Raw genomic sequence first — 20,352 nt, forward strand, 5'->3', positions numbered from 1 at the left:
ATTGGATTCCTCGTGTTCCTCGTGTTATTGGGGGGAAAGGCCTAGCAGGCGTGCAGCGTCGAGGGCAATGGCGCGCAAGCGGTCTTCCGTGGCAAGCAGTTCGCGCTGGGCGGCCTCGGCAGTCACAGCGCGGAAACGCAGCGCCGTGCCAGGCATGGCCTGGGCCAGCAACGGCAGGTCGGCGCTGATCACGTACGCGATCTTGGGGTAGCCGCCCACGCTCTGGCGGTCGGCCATCAGCACGATCGGGGCGCCGCCCGGCGGCACCTGCACGGTGCCGAAGCTGACCGCCTCAGACACCATCTCGAGCGGTGACGTCAGCGCAAGCGCTGGCCCCTCGAGGCGATAGCCCATGCGGTCGGACTGGCTCGACACCGTGAACGTAGCCTGCTCGAAGTCCTTGCGTGCCGCCGGCGTGAAGCGTTCCCACTGCGGACCGGGCAGGAAGCGCACCGCCTCGCCGCCAACTCCCGTGGCGCAGCCGAGCGCACCGGCAGGCTGACGAGCCGCAACCCACGACATGGCGCTCTGGACCATCATGCGGGCAAGCGGCAGCATTTCTCGGTATGGAGACGCCACGACAACGCGGTCGCCGGCGCGCAATGGGCGGCCCTCCACGCCGCCGAACTTCGCGCGCATATTGGTGCTGCGGCTGCCCAGCACCGCTTCCGGTGCAAAGCCGCCGCGCACGGCGAGATAGGCCCGCGCGCCAAGTCGGCAATGGCCGAACGCGACCGGGACGTCGTGCCGCACCATCACGGCGCGACACATTGGCAGCGGGACACCCCCCACCGTCACGGCGATGTCGGCGCCCGTCACGGCGATCAGCGTGTCCTGAGAAAAGCGAACGGTCGGACCGTTGAGGGTAATTTCAAGCGCGGCGCTTTCGGGGTCGTTGCCGATCAGCACATTGCCCAGCCGGTGGGACCACTCGTCCATCGCACCATTGACCGGTACGCCGAAGCGCTGGTACCCGTAACGGCCCCCGTCCTGGAGCAACGACAACATGCCCGGCCGCTCCACGCGCATCGTGTTCATGGCCGTGGCTCCAGCATGGCGTCGAACTCGGCCGGCGAGATCGGCACAAAGCGCAAGTGGTCGCCCAGTTGCAAGCGCGTTGGCGGCTGCCGGTCGATGTGGAAGAGGTTCCACGGTGTGCGGGCGATCACATTCCAGCCGCCGGGTGACGCGACCTGATAGATCGACGAGATGCCATTGGCAATCGCCACCGAGCCGGCCGGCACCAGCGTGCGCGGCGTACTGCGACGCGGCACGTTCAGGCGCGGATGCAAGGGCCCGGCGAACGGATTGCCCGGCGAGAAGAAGAATGTATAGAGCACCAGTGGCGTCGCACTGTGCAACCGGATCACCTCATCGGTGTCGATTTCGCAGGCGCGTGCCACGTCTTCGAGGTCAGGCCCGTATTCGCCGCCATAGCAGGCCGGCACTTCGACCACGCGGCCGGCATGAACAACGGCCGGCACGCCGTCGACCAGCACGTCCCGGATGCGCGCCGACAGCTGCGCGAACGCGGAACCCTTGTCGCGCGGGAACATCTCCGGCCGGTAGTGCACGGCGACCGTAGTGAACGCGGGCACGATATCGAGCACGCCACGCCATTGCTGCCGCAGGAGCCATTCGGTCACGGCATGCACGGTCTGGCTGACCGCCACGCTGACCTGATCGCCAAGGCGAATCTGCAGGCAACGGTCGCCGACCGGCTCGATGCGCCAGTCCGTCAGTCCCATCGTTGGGGGGCCTGGTTGCGCAATGGTCATCACGGGCGCTCCAGTGCGGCGCAAGCGCTCACGATGCGCTCGCAGGCGGTGCGCAGGCGGTCGTCGGACAAGGCGTACGCGAGCCGGACGTAGGGTGCCAGGCCGAATGCCGAACCGGACACCACGGCCACGTTGGCGGCATGGAGCAGGTACATCGCGAAGTCGGTATCGGTTTCGATGCGCGCGCCATCGGGTGTGCGCATGCCGATCGCCGCGCTGCAGTCCGCATAGAGATAGAACGCTGCGGGAGGGCGGCCCATGGTCAGCACCGGCGCGGCATCGGCAAGGATCGACAGTGCCAGGTCACGGCGTGCGCGCAGCCGGACACGCCAGCCATCGAGAAATTCCTGCGGACCGTCGAGCGCGGCCACTGCGCCGGCCTGGCTGATCGCGCTTGGATTGCTGGTGCTTTGCGACTGCAGCAGCGCCATGGCCTTCACCAGCCAAGCGGGGCCTGCCGCATAGCCCAGGCGCCAGCCCGTCATCGCATAGGCCTTCGATACGCCGTTGATGGTAAGCGTGCGGTCGCGCATATCGGGCGCGGCCTGTGCAAACGACACGAACTCGCCATCGAACACGATCTCTTCATAGATCTCGTCCGACATCACGAGCACATCGGTATAGTCGCGCAGCACGCGGGCCAGCTCGCGCAACTCGTCGGCCGAGTACAGCGCACCCGAGGGATTGCACGGCGAGTTGAACATCACCCAGCGGGTACGCGGCGTCAGCGCCTCACGCAGCGCCGCGGGCGTGAGCTTGAAATCGTCCGTGGGCGCGGCGGTGACCAGCACCGGCGTGCCGCCCGCGATGTGCACCATATCGCTGTACGACACCCAGTAGGGTGCCGTGACCACGACCTCGTCCCCCGCATCGACGGTGGCGAGCAACGCATTGAACAACATCTGCTTGGCACCCGTGCCGGCGATGATTTCTGCATCGTCATAGTGCAGACCGTTGTCGCGTGCCAGTTTTCGTGCAATCGCTGCCTTGAGTTGGGGCGTGCCGGCGACGCTGGTATAGCGCGTCTGGCCGGCACTCATTGCCTGGATCGCGGCCAACTGGATATGGGCGGGCGTGTCGAAATCGAGCTCGCCTTCGGACAGGCTGATAACCGGCTTGCCCGCGTCGGCAAGCCGCCTAGCGGCTTCAGACATGGCGCCGGTGGCGGAAGGACGCGCCATGGCGAGGCGCTGGGAGAGTCGGGAAGCAGAAGAAGTCGGCATGAAAATCGCGTGAGGTCGATACCGGCATTCCGAGTGAATGCCATTGGTATACCACTGGCATTCAAGCAAACGCCGTGCCATACTTCGCCGCATGACGAAAACAGATGCCCTCGCCTATTCAGCGAACGCCATGGAGACACTGCCCGACGCCGATGCCCTAGCCGACGATCTGCCGAAAGAACGCGCGCTCGGCAACCTTGCCTACGAGGCCGTGCTAGACCTGCTGGTTTCCGGTGAACTGCATCCTGGAGACCCTATTCAGGAACGCGCCCTCGCCGCCAAGCTCGGGTTCTCGCGCACGCCCCTGCGCGAGGCCTTGCATCGGCTCGAAGGGGAACGCCTGCTCGAGCGTGGCGCGAACAGCCGCCTGTTCGTGCGGCAGGTGACGGTGCAGGAGATCCTCGAAGCCCTGCACGTGCGCCGCCTGCTGGAACCCGATGCCGCGGCACGTGCGGCGGGTCAGATTCCCAAGGCGGAACTGGCGAGGCTGCGCCGGCGAGTGGAGGAACTGCTCGAGCACAACGAGCCAGGCAATCCGGAGCACCAGGTGCTCGACGCCGACCTGCACGGTGTCATCTGCAAATACTGTGACAACGAGATGCTGGCCAGCATCATTGCGGAAGTTCGACGCAAGACGCGCATGTTCTCGCTAAAGCGGCTCGACCGGCGTCTGGGGCCCGTCTGCCATGAACACTTGGCCATGATTAGCGCCCTTGAACGCGGCGATGCCGAGGAAGCTGCGGCCCGCACTGCCGAGCACATCGATAATATCCGCGCGTCCATTCTTGAGAAGCTTGCGCGGTGGTAGCCTGCGCATTCAGGGAGACCGCGCCAAAACGGGGGCTGACTAGGCGGTAAGGCGGTAGTCTTCTTCTCCGGCGACAGAAGGATACCAACGTTCCGCCCTGCGGATCTGCAGCAAATCATGCGCGTGCCGAGGCCGCCAGGCTATCTGTTTCCGTTTGACAATCCGCTTGCTGACCACCTGATTGACGGCTGACTCGACAATACCTGGCTGACTGGCGTGCTGGCGGCGCCGACAGACATGCTCCCTCCCCATTCAGCAAAACCGTCCTAACCTCCGACTTTTTTCTGAGTACGGACATTATGTCAAATTTGGAGGGCTGCGCCACCGCCGTTCTGCCTTTCGCTGGGGCGGCCCGCACTGTAGGAAACCGGAATTAGCTGGACTACAGATCAGTTTGCTGGACTGGAAATCCGGAATTCGCTGGACTGCCGTGCAATGCCCGCCAACGCCGACCCAGACCTGACTGTAGGTTCACCCTCTGGTCACTGCGACTGGCTCAAGATGTTTGGGAGGCGGCCGTCAATACGGGACTCCATTCCCTGTTTCCGCCATGCGTTATATTCCGATCCGCGACCAGCACCTCACTATCCTCGCCCGCAACCGCGACGCGTGGCGGGCTCGGGCGGAACGACTCTTTGACGTCGAAGATCTCATTCGGGCATGCATCCCGGATGCCGCCACTTGCGATCCAAGCGTTGTTGCCGACGCAATCCGGGAGTGGTTCGATAGTTTCGACGACGGCATTCCGACATGGCGGCTGTCGTCTCAAGCACGATAAGAAGCCGGCCAGGTGGATCCAGCGCCGAGGATCGGCGTGAGCCAGGGAGGACCGTTGACGGCCAGAAGCGGTAGGTCGCGAATGACGCCTTGGCGGAAGCTTTGTTGCGACTGAGGCTGGCTGCTCCGAGAAGAAGGCTGGGCTCTGCCAGGGACAGAGCCCAGCTTTTCCTTACTTGTTGTGCCAGATCAGCCCTGCCTGGACCATGTCAACCTTGCGGACATCGTGCCCCGGGAGGAATTTCGATGGGTCGACTAGTCCTACCTTGTCGCTGGGGTCGAGCGCCGTCGCACTGTCGACCGGCAGATCGCTGATCGGTTTTTCCGCCCAGCTGATCTTGGTCTTGGTGTTGGCGGTCGAGGAGACCATGACTTCGCCGCTCAGATCGACCGTCCGCTCGGCCGGGGTCAGTATCTGCGACAGTTGCACCTTTTCTTGGCGGGACTTCCAGCGGCTGCACCGGTCCGTCTTGCCTATGCCGCAAGCGTAGACGTCTTTCCAGCGCCAGCCGACTGTGACCTGGCCGTCGAAGGTCACCCCTCCGTTCAGCGAATAGACGTTGTTCGAAACCTCACGCTGGACTTTGATAAAGAGGAGGCTCTGGGCCGGGACGTTCTGAGTAAAACTCTCGTCAAACTTTCGCGTGATCGTGTTTTCCTCTTCGGTTTCCCGGCCCACCGTGACTGTGCGGCTCTTCTCGACGCTCGCCGATCCTTCCGATTTCATTCCAATACCGCCGAACTTGAAGGAACCATCAACCTTGATCGAATAGGTTTCCTTGCGACCGGTGACGACAGTCTTCTTGAAGCTGAACTTCTCGCGTTCGACCACCGTAACGCCGATGTTGAAGGTGCGGGTCTGCTGCGCATTGGTGCCATTGATGAACTCATATACCTCGCTGTTTACCGATTGGGGCAACGCGGTCACCACGTCACCGATGACGAGGTCGGATTGCGATACCGAGATCGAGTCCAGTGTCATGCTGTTGTAGTCGGTGCGGAACTTCTTGCGGAATTGGTCGAGCAGGTAATTCTCGACTACGATTCGTTCGCGCGGGAGGCTCTGGACTTTGGTAAGGGGTGTCAATGACGGGCCATCAGCGGCGCTGGCTCCAGCGCTGACCATGCCCAGTTTCGCCACCGCTGCAGACAGGCTTCCGGCGAGCGGCGATTTCGCCTTTTGGCCGGTTGAAGCCTTGGCGGCATCGTCCACCCAGTTGATCTCGACTTCACCAGAGCAGCGATACTTGGTGCTGCCGTCGTCCGTATCACGATCCTCGCAATCGGCCGTGCCGCGCGAATGTCCGATGACACGCCGGCCGGCCGCTGCTAGGCTGACCTCGGCTTCGTCGGTTTTGGCGTCGAGTACATCGTAGAGCTGGCCTTCGGCCTCCCCCACGGAAGTGAACCAGTCACTCGTCGCCGCAATCTTTTGCGTACCCGACGAAAAAAGAGCCGCCGGTGCGCCAAGCACCGGCGTTGCCGTGGCCAGAGCGGCCGTACCTCCGATCAGTGCCGCTGCTAGATAGATGGTCCTCATCGATTTCCCGTGTTTGTTTTTGACTGTAACAATCTATTACCGTTGTAAGGATCAAGTCAATAACACAGTGCTAGCCTCCGTGTGCGCGATGAAGCTGGGGGCGTGTTGCTGGAATTAGGCGGTACAGCATGGTCTGGTTGGAGTAGTGGCGCTCGTAGTGGAGCGGCGCCCCGTCCGGCGTCCGCTGCGGCTGCCGGCCAGTGGCGTGCACGATGGGCTCCCGAAGGGGTGAGCACGCACGGTCTCATGCCGCGCTTCTCGCCTCAATCGCTCCGAGGGCTGCCCGGCGACGTGTGCCCTTTGCTGTGGGGGCCTTCCTCCAGGTGGCTGTATTCACGCTCGACCGGCAGCTTTGCGGCGACGAGATGCGGTCGACGTATGTCGCTTCAGAGTCGGCTCCAGTCGGCTGGCCCAGGCGTAACCAATCCCTCGCGGTCGATCGGGCCCTTACCGGCCAGTTTCTTACGTCGGGAGACGCTGAGAAGTGGCCACTCAAGCGTCAACTCTGCGCTTACAGCGGACAGCAACCACCTGGGCCGGGTGATTAGCTCTATGCCCAATTTGTTGAATAGCCATTCTCTGCGCAGAAATCATATAGCTGCTCATAGGTGTGAATCTGTTTGCGCGTTAATTCCAGATGAATGCCCTTCAGAACGATTAGGCCATTGTCGACGTCCAAGGCTTTCATTGGATTAACCACTACACTCTCGATATGCGAAAACTCTACTTGATTTGGATGGTCAAAGCTCGAACCGGAAAGTTCACAGCAAGAAATCCCATATCGGGTGATTCGCTCTGATTTGAGATAAGGTCTATTATTATCAATTTCCCCCAAAAATACATCCTTCAAATCCCTAACCGCGGCAAGATTGATAATCCGCGTATACAGATCCAAAGCTATATTCAAGTATTGTTTCGTTGCACCAGATTTAAAGTGAATTCTTGCGTGTATCAGTCCTACTAACGTAGGGCCGGATATGTGCTCGAATCCGTCTATATTTACAATTTCAGCAGGTGACACAATTCCGGCGAGCCCTTGGTAAACCAAGGGCCGCTCAGCTCCTGAACTTCCGGTTCGCAGAATTGACGAAAGCCCCTGTATTTTAATATAGGGAACGCCAGTAACACAGATTTTTGTATTTTTGAAGAACGCGTTGACTATAGAGTTGACATGGCCTAGATCGAGGCTCGCCGAAGCGGCCGAGAGGGCGACCTCCAACTCCAATTTGGATACCATCCCGCTCAACGAATGATAAAGCACAGAGGGTGCACTATATTTAGTCATGCTTTACCAACCATTCGCTTATATATCCGATTAATAATCTCAGTTACCTCTTCATTCTCCTTGAAATTTGACTCATTATCCCTGTCTGGGTGAAATTTTGCAGCAAGCTTGTCCCTCCACTCTTTCGCCAAAACTTTATCGACATAATGTTTTCTTGTTATCCCAAGGGCTTCGTCAAAATGATGGGCCTCGTGATTTGTTATATAAAAAGCTAGTTCGTGCTTGTCGGAAATAAAATGCTCGCCCTTGCGCGCCTGAGATGTTCTCGCCAATCTAAATGCCGCTATGATGGCGACAAAATCTTTTCTGTGATCGATTTTGATTAGGTTATTTAATTTTGTGTCTTTCAAAAAGACTTCTTTGGCTATCGAAAATAATTGGTCGTTATCGATGTCACACTCACTTTCAATCAAAAGCCACTCGAAACTCTTCACTATAATCTCCCATTACGCGTACGGCGCCATGCTCTCCACTCACTGAGAGTCAATCGGAGCCAATCTTGGCCGACGCAAGATATTCACGATACTATCGCGCATTCTGCGAGCAGTCGATGGTGATCGCTTGCGCGCATCGCTCATTGGTGCCACCGCTCGGATGGCCTTCTTCTCTGCCGATTCGCCTGGCTGCTTAACTCTGACATCTGCCCTTGGAGCGTTGGCGGCGGAACCGGCACCTATGGGTCGCTATGTAAACCTCTGCATAGCGCCCCCTATGTGCAGGTCGCAACTATGTGTAGGTCGCAGTGGGGGCGCATGGTCGAGTCCGCCGGCGGCGCGGGTTTTGGAATGGTTGATCATTGCAAACCTACGCATAGTTTCCGCTGCGGTTCGACGGGGTGTCGCCACTGGGAGACGCTACGATGGCGGCCGAGGTCTGGCGTGCCGAACAACGGCATTACACTCGCGCCCGGCCAGCAGAACATCACGGCCGCGTCACCGTTATGTTGATTCCCAACCTAGGAAAGGGGCGACGGCCGTTGCATGACTGAAGCCTGCCGACACCACGATGCATCGATCATGGGCGTGGGATACGCGCAGGCGGATCAGACGGACGTTATAACTATGCGCATGCAGTATCGCGGCAAGTTCCCATCAGAGTGGCTACAGCACCAAGGATTGCACGCCATCTGCGCATAGTTGTGACCTGAGCATAGGGGTCGGCAAGAGCCGCAGAGCAACCGGGGTGATGAGCCTTGCAACGAGAAGTGCGCAAAACGGCTTTCGCGCCGCAGTCCGGCTAATTCGCGCTTCTCGTCATGGCAGTCCAGCTATTTCCGAGTGCAAGACCGCGAAGCGGCGACGGAATTAGATGTTAAGTCATTGATTTTTCGGGAAACGCAGTCCAGCGAATTCTGGTTCCTCACAGCACTGTCGCCGCACGATGTCGCACGCGGCCATGCCGCTCAAATGCCTACTCGTTAAACCACGCGTACATCGGCATCCGGTACGTATCCGTCAGATACGATTGCGTTGCCGCAAGGACTTCCAGGTGCGCCGGTTCAGCGGCTTTCTTTGAGTAGCCGGGTTGCACAAGCGTCATGGCATAGTCAGGACGCAACTGCTGCCATCGGTTGATCCAGGTCACGAGCAACGGTAGTCCCCCCCGCTCGAACCGGGAGGCCTTATTCGCCTTGAGCCGAGCGGCTTCCCGCCGCTGCAGGCGTTTGAGCATGTTGCCCAGTTGCTCCGCCCAGCGAACCGATTTCTGGGCCTGTCCGCAGATCTCATAGAGGTCCTCAATGCGTGCGGTGGGCTTCGCTTTGGAGGAATACTTGCAATGATAGAGATGCACGCGCAAGCGATTGCCCTCCAGCTTCATGGCGACAACGTCCGCTACTTCTCCTGCGCCGTCATCGTCAAAGACGATATCCCACGGATCTTCAAGCAGGCGATCGATTACCCGGCGCTGGATCGAATCGGGCCTTTTGTCCAAGCCTTGTGATTCCGACCGGATGTTCACACCTTCCCAGCCACCGGTGGTTATGCGCTTCAGATCGAAAACCGGAACTGCGTCGCGCGGCGGGACGATGAACAGGGCCGAGCCGACCAGCATGTCACCATCGGCCATGTAGACGTGCGGCGGGCTCTCGAGGAACCACTCCAGCAAGGCCTGTTCCTTCTTGCCGCGACGGATCGCCAGCGCTGGCCCTGTAAGCTGAAAGAAATTCGGCGCGCCGCTCTCAATCGTGAAGCGATACGTGGCAGCGAAGCGATCACTGCCGATCCGGAAATGGATGCCGCCTTCGCAAGTGAAGTCCTCCAGGGAAATCTCGCAATCTTGAAACGGCTCGGCGGTATCGCCAGCCACCAGCGCGATGCGATCCTCGCGCTCGAACAGCACGTCCTCCGGCCAGTCGATCGCCAATGGAATCTTCCCCGCTGGCAGACTTTCCTGCGCCACCGCCTTGACAAGATTCCTGAGGATTCGTTCAGTCGTGATGCGCTCATCCAGAAGCTTCTGCCCGAGCCTGTCGCACCACCGCATCCATTCGGCCGGATTATTGGTCGTGGTCTGCGACCAAATTTTTCCCTTGATGGAACAGCCCAGTGTGGCACGCGTTCGAATAGAATCCCGCGACTCGCCGTCCTCGTCGACGTCCTCCAGATCTACAAAGCCCTGTCCGAACAGATTGTTGAGGGTCTTTGTGCGATTGCCGGCATAGGCGTTGAGCTGATCAGCGATATCGACACCCATGAACATGGAGTAGCGCACGGGCTTCCGCTGGGCCTCACTTAGCCCAAGGTTCGACAGCATCAACCTCTCAAAGCCGTCCAGCGCACGAAATACCGAATCCCCACCGAGCCGGGTCGCCGTGCCGCCGGTCAGCTTGCTGGCCAGTGGCATGTGCAGGTCCTTCTTGCGCGACGTATTGATGAAGAGAAGCTGCTGCTCCTCATTCCAGTAGGCCATGACAAGGTTATACTGGACGTTCCTGGGGAACTTCACGCTCGTCCAGGGCAAGGCTTCCTCGTCGCGGGTCACGAGGATCAGAAGGCGTTCCGCAGGATTCACGCTAGGACCATCGGCGATGGTCGCATGACTTCCGATAGCCTCATCGATATCCTCAACGCACCATTCTTCGCAGTCTGTGCGATAGACGATGGTGCTCATTCGCGGCTGGAGGTTTTCGACATGGAAGTTATCGGGCGGCACTAGAAGGCCCGTCACGATGTCTTCGCGGCGCTTAGCGTCGAACGTCTTCTGGTAGCCAACTACATTCAGGAGATGGTTCCAATCGGCATCCTCCGCATACAGGGCCTTCAGACGCTCATTGACATCATCCATTGCCACGTTCGCAATCACTGTCGCGGCGCCCAAGTCTGCGCGGGTTCGGGTAAACCGTCCAACGAACTGAAGCGTGATGGCCTCGCTCTTGTGCTTGTCATGCAGCGCGGCAATCTTCAGCTCTGGCAGATCGAAACCCTCTCCGAGCATGTTAACGCATACAATGATCGCGGCCTCGCCCGAACGGAGCTTAAGCAAAGCTTCCCGGCGAGCGATCACGCCCATGTCGCTATGTATCAGTTGTGGGGAAAACTCGCCCAGCCTGGCCTGATACTTTTGATGCAAGGCTTTGGCGGCCTCAATCGTTCCCACTCGCGCCATCACCAGATGAGCCCAACCGTTCGCACGGTCGCGTCGCAATACCTGCCCCACATGCGTGATGATCTGACCGTCGGCATCATCGCGATCCAGACCCATCACGGGAATATAGTTAATCGACTTGAAGAGCCCATCACGCTGGGCTTGCCTTAGGGGGTAGGAATAGATATGTCGCCCGTCCACACGCTTACCGTCGTTGCGGTATGGCGTCGCGGTGAACTGCAGAACAGTCTTTTTGCTGAATTGCTGCTTAAACGCGCGCCACGTGGCAGCAGCAATGTGATGCGCTTCATCGACAAAAAGATGTGTCGCCCACTCTGCGGCACGCTCCTGCATGTCCGAAGATAGCTCGGTGACTAGATCCATTGTTGTGACAACGACTTGTGCGGAGTTGAGGAGGCGAACAAACTCCTCTATTGTCTTCGGCGCGCGTTTAAGCATAGCAACCGTAGGCAACAGCGCACTGTGGGCAAGGCATTGGGTTTGCCTAAGCATGCCCAGGCTCAAGAACTTGTCGGCCACTTGCGTGCGAAGCGCATCCGACGGGACGATGACCAGCAGTCTCGGTATTAGTGCCATAACCAGAAGCGCAAGCATGGTTTCCGTCTTGCCGGTCCCGGTCGGCAGGACGACCGTCACTGCGGCCCGGCTCACGCTCCAATGAGCAAGCACGGCCCTGACTGCACCAACCTGCGGCAAGCGCATGCCGGCCCGAACGAGGCGCTCCCCATCGTAACGTTCCACCCGAAGATCTAGGGCATCCTCCCAAGATGCCAAGGTACGCTCGGTATCAGCGATCTGCGCGGTCTCCATCCCCCTCGCCTGACGCGGGCGTGGCAGCAGCCATTTTGCTTCCCCTCGCATGGCTGCCTCGATGCTAGAGGCATCGTCAACTTTGAGGACACTGGCGTGCCCATGCGACGAACTGGTATTACGATCCACGACCGCGAAGGAACCGAAGTCTCGGCTGAATCCGCTAAACCCTGCGCTTCGCTGTAGCGGGGACAACTTGACCGCCACGCGCTGCTGCGCCGACCGTAGCCGTTTGATCATATTTCCGTCTGCTCGGTCGATCAGATCCACCATGTTCGGGACGACGAGTTCTACCTCGTGCGCAAATAGATCATCCATGCATGCCCCTGCCGTCGAAAAATCGGATTCAATATTGACATTGCTTTCACGTCGCCGCCCCGGCACCTGCTCGTAAAATGCCCGGCGAATGTCCAAGTACACTGATCACGCAATACCCTCGCGCATTTGCCACTACGCCGCGCGACACCGGACCAGTTGTAGGCGGGCCTTCTCGCAAAACCAAAGAGCTTGGCGGAAACCGTGCCTATTGTCATCCCTGCGGATGTAGGAGCCGAAGGCATACAGCCGTCAATTTTGCAGGTGGCGATGTAACCCAAGCCGCGATAGACGATTTGCACGCCGAGATAGGCGATCAATGGGCGCCGATCCAGAACGGTCCCCTGACGATTGTGATGAGCGTTTCGCACTGCGAGTGGTCACTCAAAGTGACCCCTTGCTTACAGGGTGAAACGTCGAAGGTTGCGTTGGTAATCGAGTGTGATGACAAGTCAGGTAGGACCGGGACCTGCTAAGCCTGTGGGGTCATACGAGCCTTAAGCTCGCAGTACGAATGAGGCGCAGGTCAGCATATTTCATAGGGGCCAGCAGCGGCGATACCGGCTGCAAGAAGGCCGAATATAGAGCTGCAGCCCATCCTGTCAGTGTCTGAACAAGCGAAAACCTTGCGCAAACGGGGCGCGTTCATATAGATGACCCCTAGTTGGGATGCCCAGGCATATGTGGGCATTACACTTCTGGTAAGGAATCCTATTCTCGGCCCCGCCCGGCCAGCCCAACGGCAGCCTGCTGTCTCAAGGTTACGAAAAATCGCGCCCTATGGTCGACAAAGGCAAATTAACAATCATCTTGACCACGTCGTCATTCGCTTCGCACCGAATGCTCCCAAAATGCGAGGCCACAACTTCGCGGGCGAGAAACAATCCGAAGCCGCCGCCCTCAACCGCATTGACAAACCTTACTCCACGCTCAAAACAGCGTACGGGATCTATGCGATGACGAGATTCATTCTCGACAACCATTATTGCGCGCTGTCCGGTTGCCTGCACAGTAATGAATATGCGTTGCCCCTTCTCGCCATACTTTATAGCGTTCTCGAGTAACACTGCGGGAATTAATGGGAACGACTTTTGACTACCTTTGACGATCGCTCTCACGCCATTGACGTAAATGGACATTGACCGAGCTGCAGCACGCTCTTGATAGATTCGCTTCATCTTGAAAGCGAGGTCATACAAGTTCACAGTAGAGTCAAGAGGAAGAGAGCGCATTCCTTCGATGTTGGAGAGCGCTTCCAAGATATCGAAGTTATTTCTCATCAACTCTGCGGCGCCCTTGATGCTCAAGAGACCCCTTGTTTCGCCGGTATCAGAGATGGCGCGCTCGGCGTGCTGAATGATGGTGGCATTCAACTTTCTCAGTTCATGAAAAGCCTGCGGCAACACCTTCGACGCCTCCACCAATGCGTCGGCTTTGAGCGCAACCAACTCGTCAGCCAACTTGACCACCGAATCCACTGAGTTCCTTGTCACTCTGTTGGCTGGGTATTTCTTTGCAACCTCCCGTTCGCGGTCGGACCCAAACCGCGGATGCGCTACGACGCCCGAGACGGCCCATTTCTTCCCATTGACGTCGAAGCCTTTGGTCGTGAATCCGAAGGGGCACTCTGCAAAGCGCCCAGGGGTGAGTGTCTCATAATGCCGACGACACCGCTGGTCATTCGACTTTACCCTCTCTCGGCAAACGAGAGGGGACGGAACTTCGGTGCCGTCAATGACCGCAAGCTTTGCAATGTCGGTGAGGGGAAGAAATGACAGCGGCCTAGTCATACGAACATCTTCCCGATGATTGCCTCGACAGTCTTCTCTGCCGCGATACCAACGGCCTTCGAAAGGTACTCTTTAAATTTAGTCTTATCTTTCCCAGAAAGCGCCTTGCTGAGGGCGTCTCTCATCTTGTCTCGATCTTCACTCCGACTGACCGAGAGCTTTATTATCAGAGCTTCAAATAGATGCTCTTTGCTAAGCGCCTTGCGCAACTCCTCCTCGATAAGCAACATCGAATCACCAAGCCCCATGTCCTTGGGAAGCACGGCGTGGCTAAGGCGGAAGAACTCCGACTCAGAAGCGTTCAGACTTCTGGAGGTATATGCAATGATGCGTGTACGAGGTGAAACGCGACGAATGTGCTTAATTAGGTCAAGCCCCTGCCCGGCGCCCAGACGCTGGCCTACGCCGTAATAGTCGACGATAGCAACATCGTAAAGCTGGGCGTCGTAGTTCCTTAGGTCATCGCCAGTCCTATCGTGCTCAACGACGAATTGGCTGCTCTTGATATGCTCGATGAGCAGCGGCTCCTCGTCGTCAATGAAGGCGATTCTTCCTTTCTGAATCAGTTCCTCACGCGTCAATGCACCATCAAACGTCGCAAGCGGCTCAGTCCGCTTCCCAAACAACTTCCCAAACATGTGGCCCCCTTGTTGTCGTAACATTTTATTACAAATGCATGACGGATACGACAACAGTTGAGGGAAGAAACCGCAGCATCAAGCTCGGAAGCTGTTCAGCGGCCGTTCCAGCCCTCCAGTACCTCTGGCGGTGTGTCGAGCGGCGCCGGCAGAAGCAGACGATTTACTTTGAGGCGAAAAAAAGCCAGGCAAGGCAACGACGCCGGGCAGACGCCTTAACAGGGAGCAAAGCCCAGGATGATGCATGATGGGCTTGTTCGCATGCCTGCCCGGAAACCTGTATCGGACTTCAGGATGATCCGGCGCCGAGGGCCTTGTGCTCGTTTGAAGTCGCTCTGCAGAAAGTCCAGAAAGTATCGGGAAAACCCGAACTGCAATACCGCTCAGCTTGTTGTCATCCGTATTTTTTCAGTTCATTCTGTAAGTGTGCAGCCATTCAAGGGCGCGCTCGCGATACCGCTTCCAGCAACGGAGCTTCGTTTTATCCGACCCGAAAAAACTTCACGCTCTACTCCGAATTGATCGCCCGCCGCAGCCAATCTGGCACGTGGCCCTGCCCGTCCCAGCTCTGCCCGGCGGCGTTGCGGTAGCAGACCACCGGCGCCGGTGGTGCGGGAGGTGGTGGTGGCGGTGGCGCGAAACACCCTGCCGCGCTTCCAAGGTGAGCCCGTAGTCGTCCATCTCCGCCTGGATCCAGCGGATCGCGTCCGCCCGCTCAGTCTTTGCTGTCATCGCTGCCGTCACTGCTGTCGTTGCCTTCGTCCTGATTGCCAGGCAGCGCCGCCGCCCCCTGCTCGTTACACAGCTCTTCCCCTTGGTCTTCCTACGCAGTGGCCGCCGAACTTCCGGCCTGCCGAGTTTGCTAGTCAGAAGGTTGGCGGACCGGCCGCGCCCGCCAACCTGTCGTTCAGTACATGAGATCGATGAGGAAACGCTCGGGCTTCTTGCCAATCCACGCGGGAGCCCGACCGCGCCCCGACCAGGTCTGGCCCGTCTTGGGGTTGCGGTACCTCGGAGGCGGCGCGGCCTTCGTCTTGGTCCGAACAGCGCGGGCAGCGGGCTCAACACCGGGCTTGCCCGCAATGTCCTCAATGCTGAGGTCGTACTCCTGCATCAACTGCTGAATCTCCGCCACGACCTTTGGCACTTCCGTGGCTCGCAACTGCTCAAGTTGCGCATTGACAGATGCCAGTTGGGCGAGCAGTGAGGATTGGGACGGGCGTTGGGTTGCGGTAGGCGCCTTTTGCTCCTGTCGCGGCTTCCGGGTTCGCGTCTTCTGAGTCGGCGCTTCCGAGGCAGCCTCCACTCCAGGCAGTGTTATCTGCTTCGGCCCGCGCTTCCGGGTTGGGGTCTCTTGGGACGTGACTTCTGGGGCGGCAACTTCAGCTAGGATTTTCGGCTTACGACCGCGCTTGGGGGCCCGCGTCTCTTCCGGCGCAGCTTCCGGAGCTGGGGCGTAAAGCGGTGCTAGCGGGGCGGCCGTTTCGGCCAGTTCGTCCTGCGCGGCAGCTTCCGTCAGTTCGTCCGTGGTCAGGACTTCAACGGGAGCTTCGGCCACGGCTTCAATGTTCGCTTCCGAGGGCATGGCTTCAATGGGCGCTTCCGGCGCGTCAGATTCAGTCAAAGCTTCCGAGGCAGTGGCTTTCATCGATTCTTCCGGTGCCACGTCTTCCGTTGAAGCGTCCGGAGCGGTGTAAGGCCGCCGGCGCCGATATGACACGGTCGCCGTCGGGCCGCTATCCCGGCTTGTGGACCAGAAGTCCAAGCGTCGGGTCTGAGTGTCAACGCTGCCACTACCGACGCATGCATCACTGGCTTCACCCATGACGGTATCCGCGTCGCGCATCGCCTCAGCGATGGGAAGCTCCATCTCACCAAGTCCGTCCGTCGCTTTGCTCGCGACAACGGGTTCAACCACTTGCTCCGGGGCCAATTCGTTCTCCTTCATTGAAGTCACTGCACGTGCAGATGCTTCCTAATCCCATGGACGGTGAGACCTTGTCTCTTGCGTGTCGTTCGAACTTACCCATCGGCGTTTATGTGATGCAAGGTTGGGGGATGGCCCGTAGTCGTCCATCTGCGCCTGGATCCGGCGGATCGCGTCCGCCCGCTCAGCTTTGCTGTCATCGCTGCCGTCACTGCTGTCGTTGCCTTCGTCCTGATTGTTGGTTAGCGCCGCCCCCGACTCGTCGCCCTGTTTTTCGCCCAGCTCATCCTGCTGAGCTTCCCCCTGACCCTCGCCCTGCTCTTCCGGCGAGGTCGCCGCCGAACTGCCGCCCTTGCACCGGCTTCTACCGCCACCGCCACCGCCACCGCCACCGCCGTCGCGTTCGCGCGGCGCGAGGCGCAGGGTGGCCAGCAACTGGCGCGCGAGCGCCGCTTCGGATTCGGCCCGCTCGGCCCGGCGCTGCGCCGCCGCGAGTCCGCCTGACGGTGTCCAGGTCGCCCGCTTGCGCTGCGCCTACTCGGTGGCCGCGAGCCGATCAGCCAGGGCCGCGGCCTGCGTTCCAGCTTCGCGCGACCTTCCGCCTGCGCCACCGTGGCATCGCGCGCCTCGCTGCGTGCCGCCGCCAGTTCCGTACGCAGGTCGTCGGTCGTCCGCTCGCTCTTCTGACGCGCGGTGCGCTCGTGGTCCAGTTCGGCGTCATCGTACTTTCCGCGCAATTTCTGGCGCTTTGCAATGAAAAGGGCTTATCTATCAATGGTTTACAATACCTAACGGCGTGTGATTCGTTCCACTGAGAAGCCTTAGTACGGGCGGGTCTGCGGGTCTGCTACCGCCATATTTTTCACGGAAAGTACGATGACTGCTGACCCCGCAAGTGATGCAGCCGAGCGCCGCGCACACGCTGTGGCGGTGCACGATCATCGGGGAGTCCGATTTGAAAAGTTTAAGGAACGGCGAATGGCACAGCGGCTCTCAGTCCGCGATGAACCGGTGGCGACCTTCCGGCGAACCTTGCGGCCAACTTTGAGCTGTGCCAGCCCATCGTCACGCTGGAAAGGCGCAACGATGCTGACTACCTGCTTCCCTCTGGCTTACGGGTCGACCGTGGGGGAAACACGACCGTAGCGCGTGGCTTCGAGGGCGGCGTTTTTACCGGATTGCCAGCCGGAGGCAAACCAGCAGCCCTAGCCTCTTCCGCGGGCCACACCGCCCGGGCAAAGGCCGCCTGAAACCTCTCGCTCATGAGGTACTGGGACAGTTTCGTTGCCATGCCTGGACCTCCTGTTTTGCTAGTCTACCGGACTCGGACCGCCTGCGCAGCGCAGCGAATTGCCTGGCCAGGCATGACAGCGTCTTTGCCGAGTTCTGGCAAAGGCTACGCTCGAAAGCCCTTGGAAAATTTGTCTCGTCGAGGCCGTCTCGCCTGCGTGTCCTAGCCCAAGTGAGAGGCGCTGCCTGGCGAAGCCGCGCAGCCAGCATCGCGCTCGAAATCCTGCATGAAGGTGGCTTCTTGCAGCGCTGTCAGCTCAGTCAGCCTATGCCGCTGCGCGAGTGTTGGGGTCAGCCAAGCGCCAGCCCAATAACCAACTCGCCAGAGTAAATCTTCCAAACCACCTTGATACAGGCACCGAGATTGTCATAAAGCGCGGGCATGAAGTGAGCCAACACAAGCTCGCAACGATTTCCACTACCCGTGAGCATGCCTGCCACAAACGTGGGAATCCGCTATCACAAGTGTACCGCGCCAGACCGGTCCGCTATTGAGGGAGGGAGACCTTGAGTCCATTATCCGAGCCGATAAAACTCAGCACTTTGCCCTGCATTGACCGCCGCGGCAGCCAGTCTGGCACCTCGCCGGTCCCGTCCCCAGCATGGTCCCGCGGCGTTGCGGTAGCAGACAACCGGCGACGCGCGGTGACGCCTGGAACGACTGGTGCGGATTGCAGCATCCGTGCGAAGCGGGCAATGAAACCGCCGTCCAGACGCGCCTCACGGTTGGACAGGCTCACCCGAATGCGAGGTTAGCCGCGGCCAGCTATGATGAACTCACAAATCACAGAGGCGGAGGCGCCATGGCTTCGAAACTGACTGACTACATCATGAGCCAACGCTTTCAAGACGTGGTAGGACGTGCGATCGAGCAGGCGGTGGCCAGGACGCGTGCGGCAGGTTTGACGCCGGCCGGCGATCCGACCATCCAGCCGAGCTCGCGTCCGACGACGACGGTCATCGTGGAAGCTGTCGCGCTCGCCAAGCCCGAGCGAAAGATCGCTGCTACACCGCGTCGGGGGCACTCCTCAGACGATCCTAATATTGGTTGAGGCGCTGGGCTCTCCCAGGGGCGAATGGCATGTGCGGGCGGCCCCCGCGCCGCTAGCCCCCGCCTGGACCCCCATTTTTTGCTTCCTCCGTATCGTTGCAACGCTATGCAATTTGACATAGCTGGCGCTATGTCAACTTTCGCGGTAGGGGAGCGCTTTCTACTGGATGAATGGATAACTTTGCGCGAACTATCCGGATCCGCAATCGGGGATTCCCAATGGCGGTAGCCGGTCATAAACAGCCTGTTTTGAAGTCAAAAAAGCCGGGGCTGACCGATCTCCGGATCGTTGCCTCGTTTCCGAGAAATCTGTCAGTGCTGTCTATACGGCTCCACGACCGTCCATCGGTGCCACAAAAGCACGGTAGCGGCCACAATGACCGGCGGCAGAGTCAGAGAGCTAACCATCGCCCATCCAAAGGCAGCGAGGAGACTGCCGGAAACGAACGATCCCAGGACCATTGCCCCAAACACGACGAAATCGTTCAGTGATTGGACGCGCGCGCCTTCCTCCGGGGTATGGCAAGTCAGCACCATGGCGGATGCACCGAGAAAGCCAAAATTCCAGCCGACCCCAAGGAGAACCAGGGCGATCCAGAAATGGTTGACGGTCATGCCACTCATGCCTGCCAGCGCTGCCAATCCGGTCAGCGCCAGGCCCGCCAGCACGATTGCCGATGAGCCGAACCGGGCGATCAACCGCCCCGTGAAGAAGCTCGGCGCATACATCGCGATGACGTGCATCTCAATACCATAGTTTGAGTAGAGACGAGGAATTCCGCACAGCTCCATTGCCAGTGGCGCGGAAGTCATCATGAAATTCATCATCATGTAGCTGACCATGCCGCACAGCATGGCAACAAGCAACTGGGGTTGCCGGAGAATCTCACGGGTAGACCGTCCGCTGTTGCTGCGTGATCCCGTCGTGCGGACCCGGAACCTGATGCCGCGCAGGACGATCGCCGAAAGGACCGCGATTGCGGCAGAGCCCAGATATGTCACGGCGTACGCATGGGGCGGCCACAGATTCATTGTGGCAGACACCAATTGCGGCCCCACCACCCCGGCAGCGACCCCGCCGGCCAGCACCAACGACAGCGCACGCGGCTTTTCTTCGGCACTGACACATTCGGCGGCAGCGAACCGAAACGTCAAGACTACAGCGGCATAGGCGCCCCCGAACAGCATGGAAACGCAGTAGAGCGCGAATGACTGCTTGACAAGCGCCAGCGCGGCCAACAGGCCAACGAGTACACCACAAGCGTTTCCGGCGAGAAATGCGGTTGGTCTGCCGAACCGGCGAGCAAGCATCCCGACAGGCAGCGTGGACAGTGCCATTCCGACCACAAACAGCGAAATCGGCAGCGTGGCCAGTTCCGGGCGCGGCGACAGCATATTGCCGATGATGGCGCCGGTCGCGTACACGACTGTGGAGTTCGCGCCGGAAAAGGCCTGCGCAATCGCAAGTCGGGCAACGGACGAGTTGAACTTCATGGGTTGTAGTGGCGAGGAGA

Annotated in this window: 13 protein-coding genes and 4 pseudogenes; 2 read left to right on the forward strand and 15 right to left on the reverse strand. The window is 59.5% G+C overall.

All coding sequences use genetic code 11. The annotated features are described in order from the left end of the window. Nucleotides 1–24: 24 nt before the first annotated feature. The 3 genes from ACAD63_RS34895 to ACAD63_RS34905 are packed head-to-tail and all read right to left on the reverse strand — an operon-like array spanning nt 25 to nt 3,001. Nucleotides 25–1,038: a biotin-dependent carboxyltransferase family protein gene (locus tag ACAD63_RS34895; RefSeq protein ID WP_434034829.1), complete on the reverse strand. Its 1,014-nt coding sequence runs from the start codon at nt 1,036–1,038 to the stop codon at nt 25–27. Next, a complete protein-coding gene (gene pxpB, locus ACAD63_RS34900; RefSeq protein ID WP_434034830.1) occupies nt 1,035–1,778 on the reverse strand; it encodes a 5-oxoprolinase subunit PxpB in 744 nt (247 codons plus the stop codon). Before pxpB ends, ACAD63_RS34895 begins: the two co-directional genes overlap by 4 nt. Beyond that, complete coding sequence (locus tag ACAD63_RS34905) at nt 1,778–3,001, reverse strand: pyridoxal phosphate-dependent aminotransferase (RefSeq protein ID WP_434034831.1); 1,224 nt, start codon at nt 2,999–3,001, stop codon at nt 1,778–1,780. The genes pxpB and ACAD63_RS34905 overlap by 1 nt, the downstream gene beginning before the upstream one ends. 130 nt (nt 3,002–3,131) lie before the next feature. Here ACAD63_RS34905 and ACAD63_RS34910 point away from each other — a divergent pair, with 130 nt between their 5' ends. Continuing rightward, complete coding sequence (locus tag ACAD63_RS34910) at nt 3,132–3,809, forward strand: GntR family transcriptional regulator (protein WP_434034832.1); 678 nt, start codon at nt 3,132–3,134, stop codon at nt 3,807–3,809. 39 nt (nt 3,810–3,848) lie between these two features. On the opposite strand, the pseudogene ACAD63_RS34915 reads toward ACAD63_RS34910, so the two are convergent. From ACAD63_RS34915 to ACAD63_RS34965, 11 genes and pseudogenes are all read right to left on the reverse strand, one after another. Then, a pseudogene (locus tag ACAD63_RS34915) lies at nt 3,849–4,007 on the reverse strand (ISKra4 family transposase); the annotation flags it as partial. A 751-nt stretch (nt 4,008–4,758) separates the two neighbouring features. Beyond that, nucleotides 4,759–6,126: a hypothetical protein gene (locus tag ACAD63_RS34920; RefSeq protein WP_434034833.1), complete on the reverse strand. Its 1,368-nt coding sequence runs from the start codon at nt 6,124–6,126 to the stop codon at nt 4,759–4,761. 550 nt (nt 6,127–6,676) lie between these two features. Beyond that, the gene (locus ACAD63_RS34925) at nt 6,677–7,411 is read right to left on the reverse strand and encodes a hypothetical protein (RefSeq protein ID WP_434034834.1); all 735 of its coding nucleotides are present in this window, start codon (nt 7,409–7,411) and stop codon (nt 6,677–6,679) included. Continuing rightward, a complete protein-coding gene (locus tag ACAD63_RS34930; protein WP_434034835.1) occupies nt 7,408–7,845 on the reverse strand; it encodes a hypothetical protein in 438 nt (145 codons plus the stop codon). Before ACAD63_RS34930 ends, ACAD63_RS34925 begins: the two co-directional genes overlap by 4 nt. Before the next feature lie 976 nt (nt 7,846–8,821). After that, the gene (locus ACAD63_RS34935) at nt 8,822–12,241 is read right to left on the reverse strand and encodes a DEAD/DEAH box helicase (protein ID WP_434034836.1); all 3,420 of its coding nucleotides are present in this window, start codon (nt 12,239–12,241) and stop codon (nt 8,822–8,824) included. 662 nt (nt 12,242–12,903) lie between these two features. Further along, entirely contained in the window at nt 12,904–13,932 is a 1,029-nt protein-coding gene (locus ACAD63_RS34940) for a sensor histidine kinase (RefSeq protein ID WP_434034837.1), read from the reverse strand. Then, nucleotides 13,929–14,570 carry a hypothetical protein gene (locus ACAD63_RS34945; RefSeq protein WP_434034838.1) on the reverse strand — a complete coding sequence of 214 codons (642 nt, stop codon included), beginning with the start codon at nt 14,568–14,570 and terminating at the stop codon, nt 13,929–13,931. The genes ACAD63_RS34940 and ACAD63_RS34945 overlap by 4 nt, the downstream gene beginning before the upstream one ends. 508 nt (nt 14,571–15,078) lie before the next feature. Next, nucleotides 15,079–15,302, reverse strand: a pseudogene (locus ACAD63_RS34950) (H-NS histone family protein). Between the two features lie 175 nt (nt 15,303–15,477). Then, the gene (locus tag ACAD63_RS34955) at nt 15,478–16,518 is read right to left on the reverse strand and encodes an H-NS family nucleoid-associated regulatory protein (RefSeq protein WP_434034839.1); all 1,041 of its coding nucleotides are present in this window, start codon (nt 16,516–16,518) and stop codon (nt 15,478–15,480) included. 168 nt (nt 16,519–16,686) lie between these two features. Beyond that, nucleotides 16,687–17,210 (reverse strand): annotated as a pseudogene (locus tag ACAD63_RS34960) (DNA-binding protein); the annotation flags it as partial. Nucleotides 17,211–18,303: 1,093 nt separating this feature from the next. Next, nucleotides 18,304–18,423: pseudogene (locus tag ACAD63_RS34965) on the reverse strand (H-NS histone family protein); the annotation flags it as partial. A gap of 167 nt (nt 18,424–18,590) precedes the next feature. Between ACAD63_RS34965 and ACAD63_RS34970 the strand changes: the two are divergent. Continuing rightward, nucleotides 18,591–18,839, forward strand: a complete 249-nt coding sequence (locus ACAD63_RS34970; protein ID WP_434034840.1) for a hypothetical protein — start codon at nt 18,591–18,593, stop codon at nt 18,837–18,839. A 311-nt stretch (nt 18,840–19,150) separates the two neighbouring features. Here the strand turns inward: ACAD63_RS34970 and ACAD63_RS34975 are convergent, their stop codons facing one another. Further along, nucleotides 19,151–20,332 carry an MFS transporter gene (locus ACAD63_RS34975; RefSeq protein WP_434034841.1) on the reverse strand — a complete coding sequence of 394 codons (1,182 nt, stop codon included), beginning with the start codon at nt 20,330–20,332 and terminating at the stop codon, nt 19,151–19,153. Between the last annotated feature and the right edge of the window lie 20 nt (nt 20,333–20,352).

It is taken from the genome of Cupriavidus sp. a3 (assembly GCF_051015765.1).
Lineage (GTDB): Bacteria > Pseudomonadota > Gammaproteobacteria > Burkholderiales > Burkholderiaceae > Cupriavidus > Cupriavidus oxalaticus_A.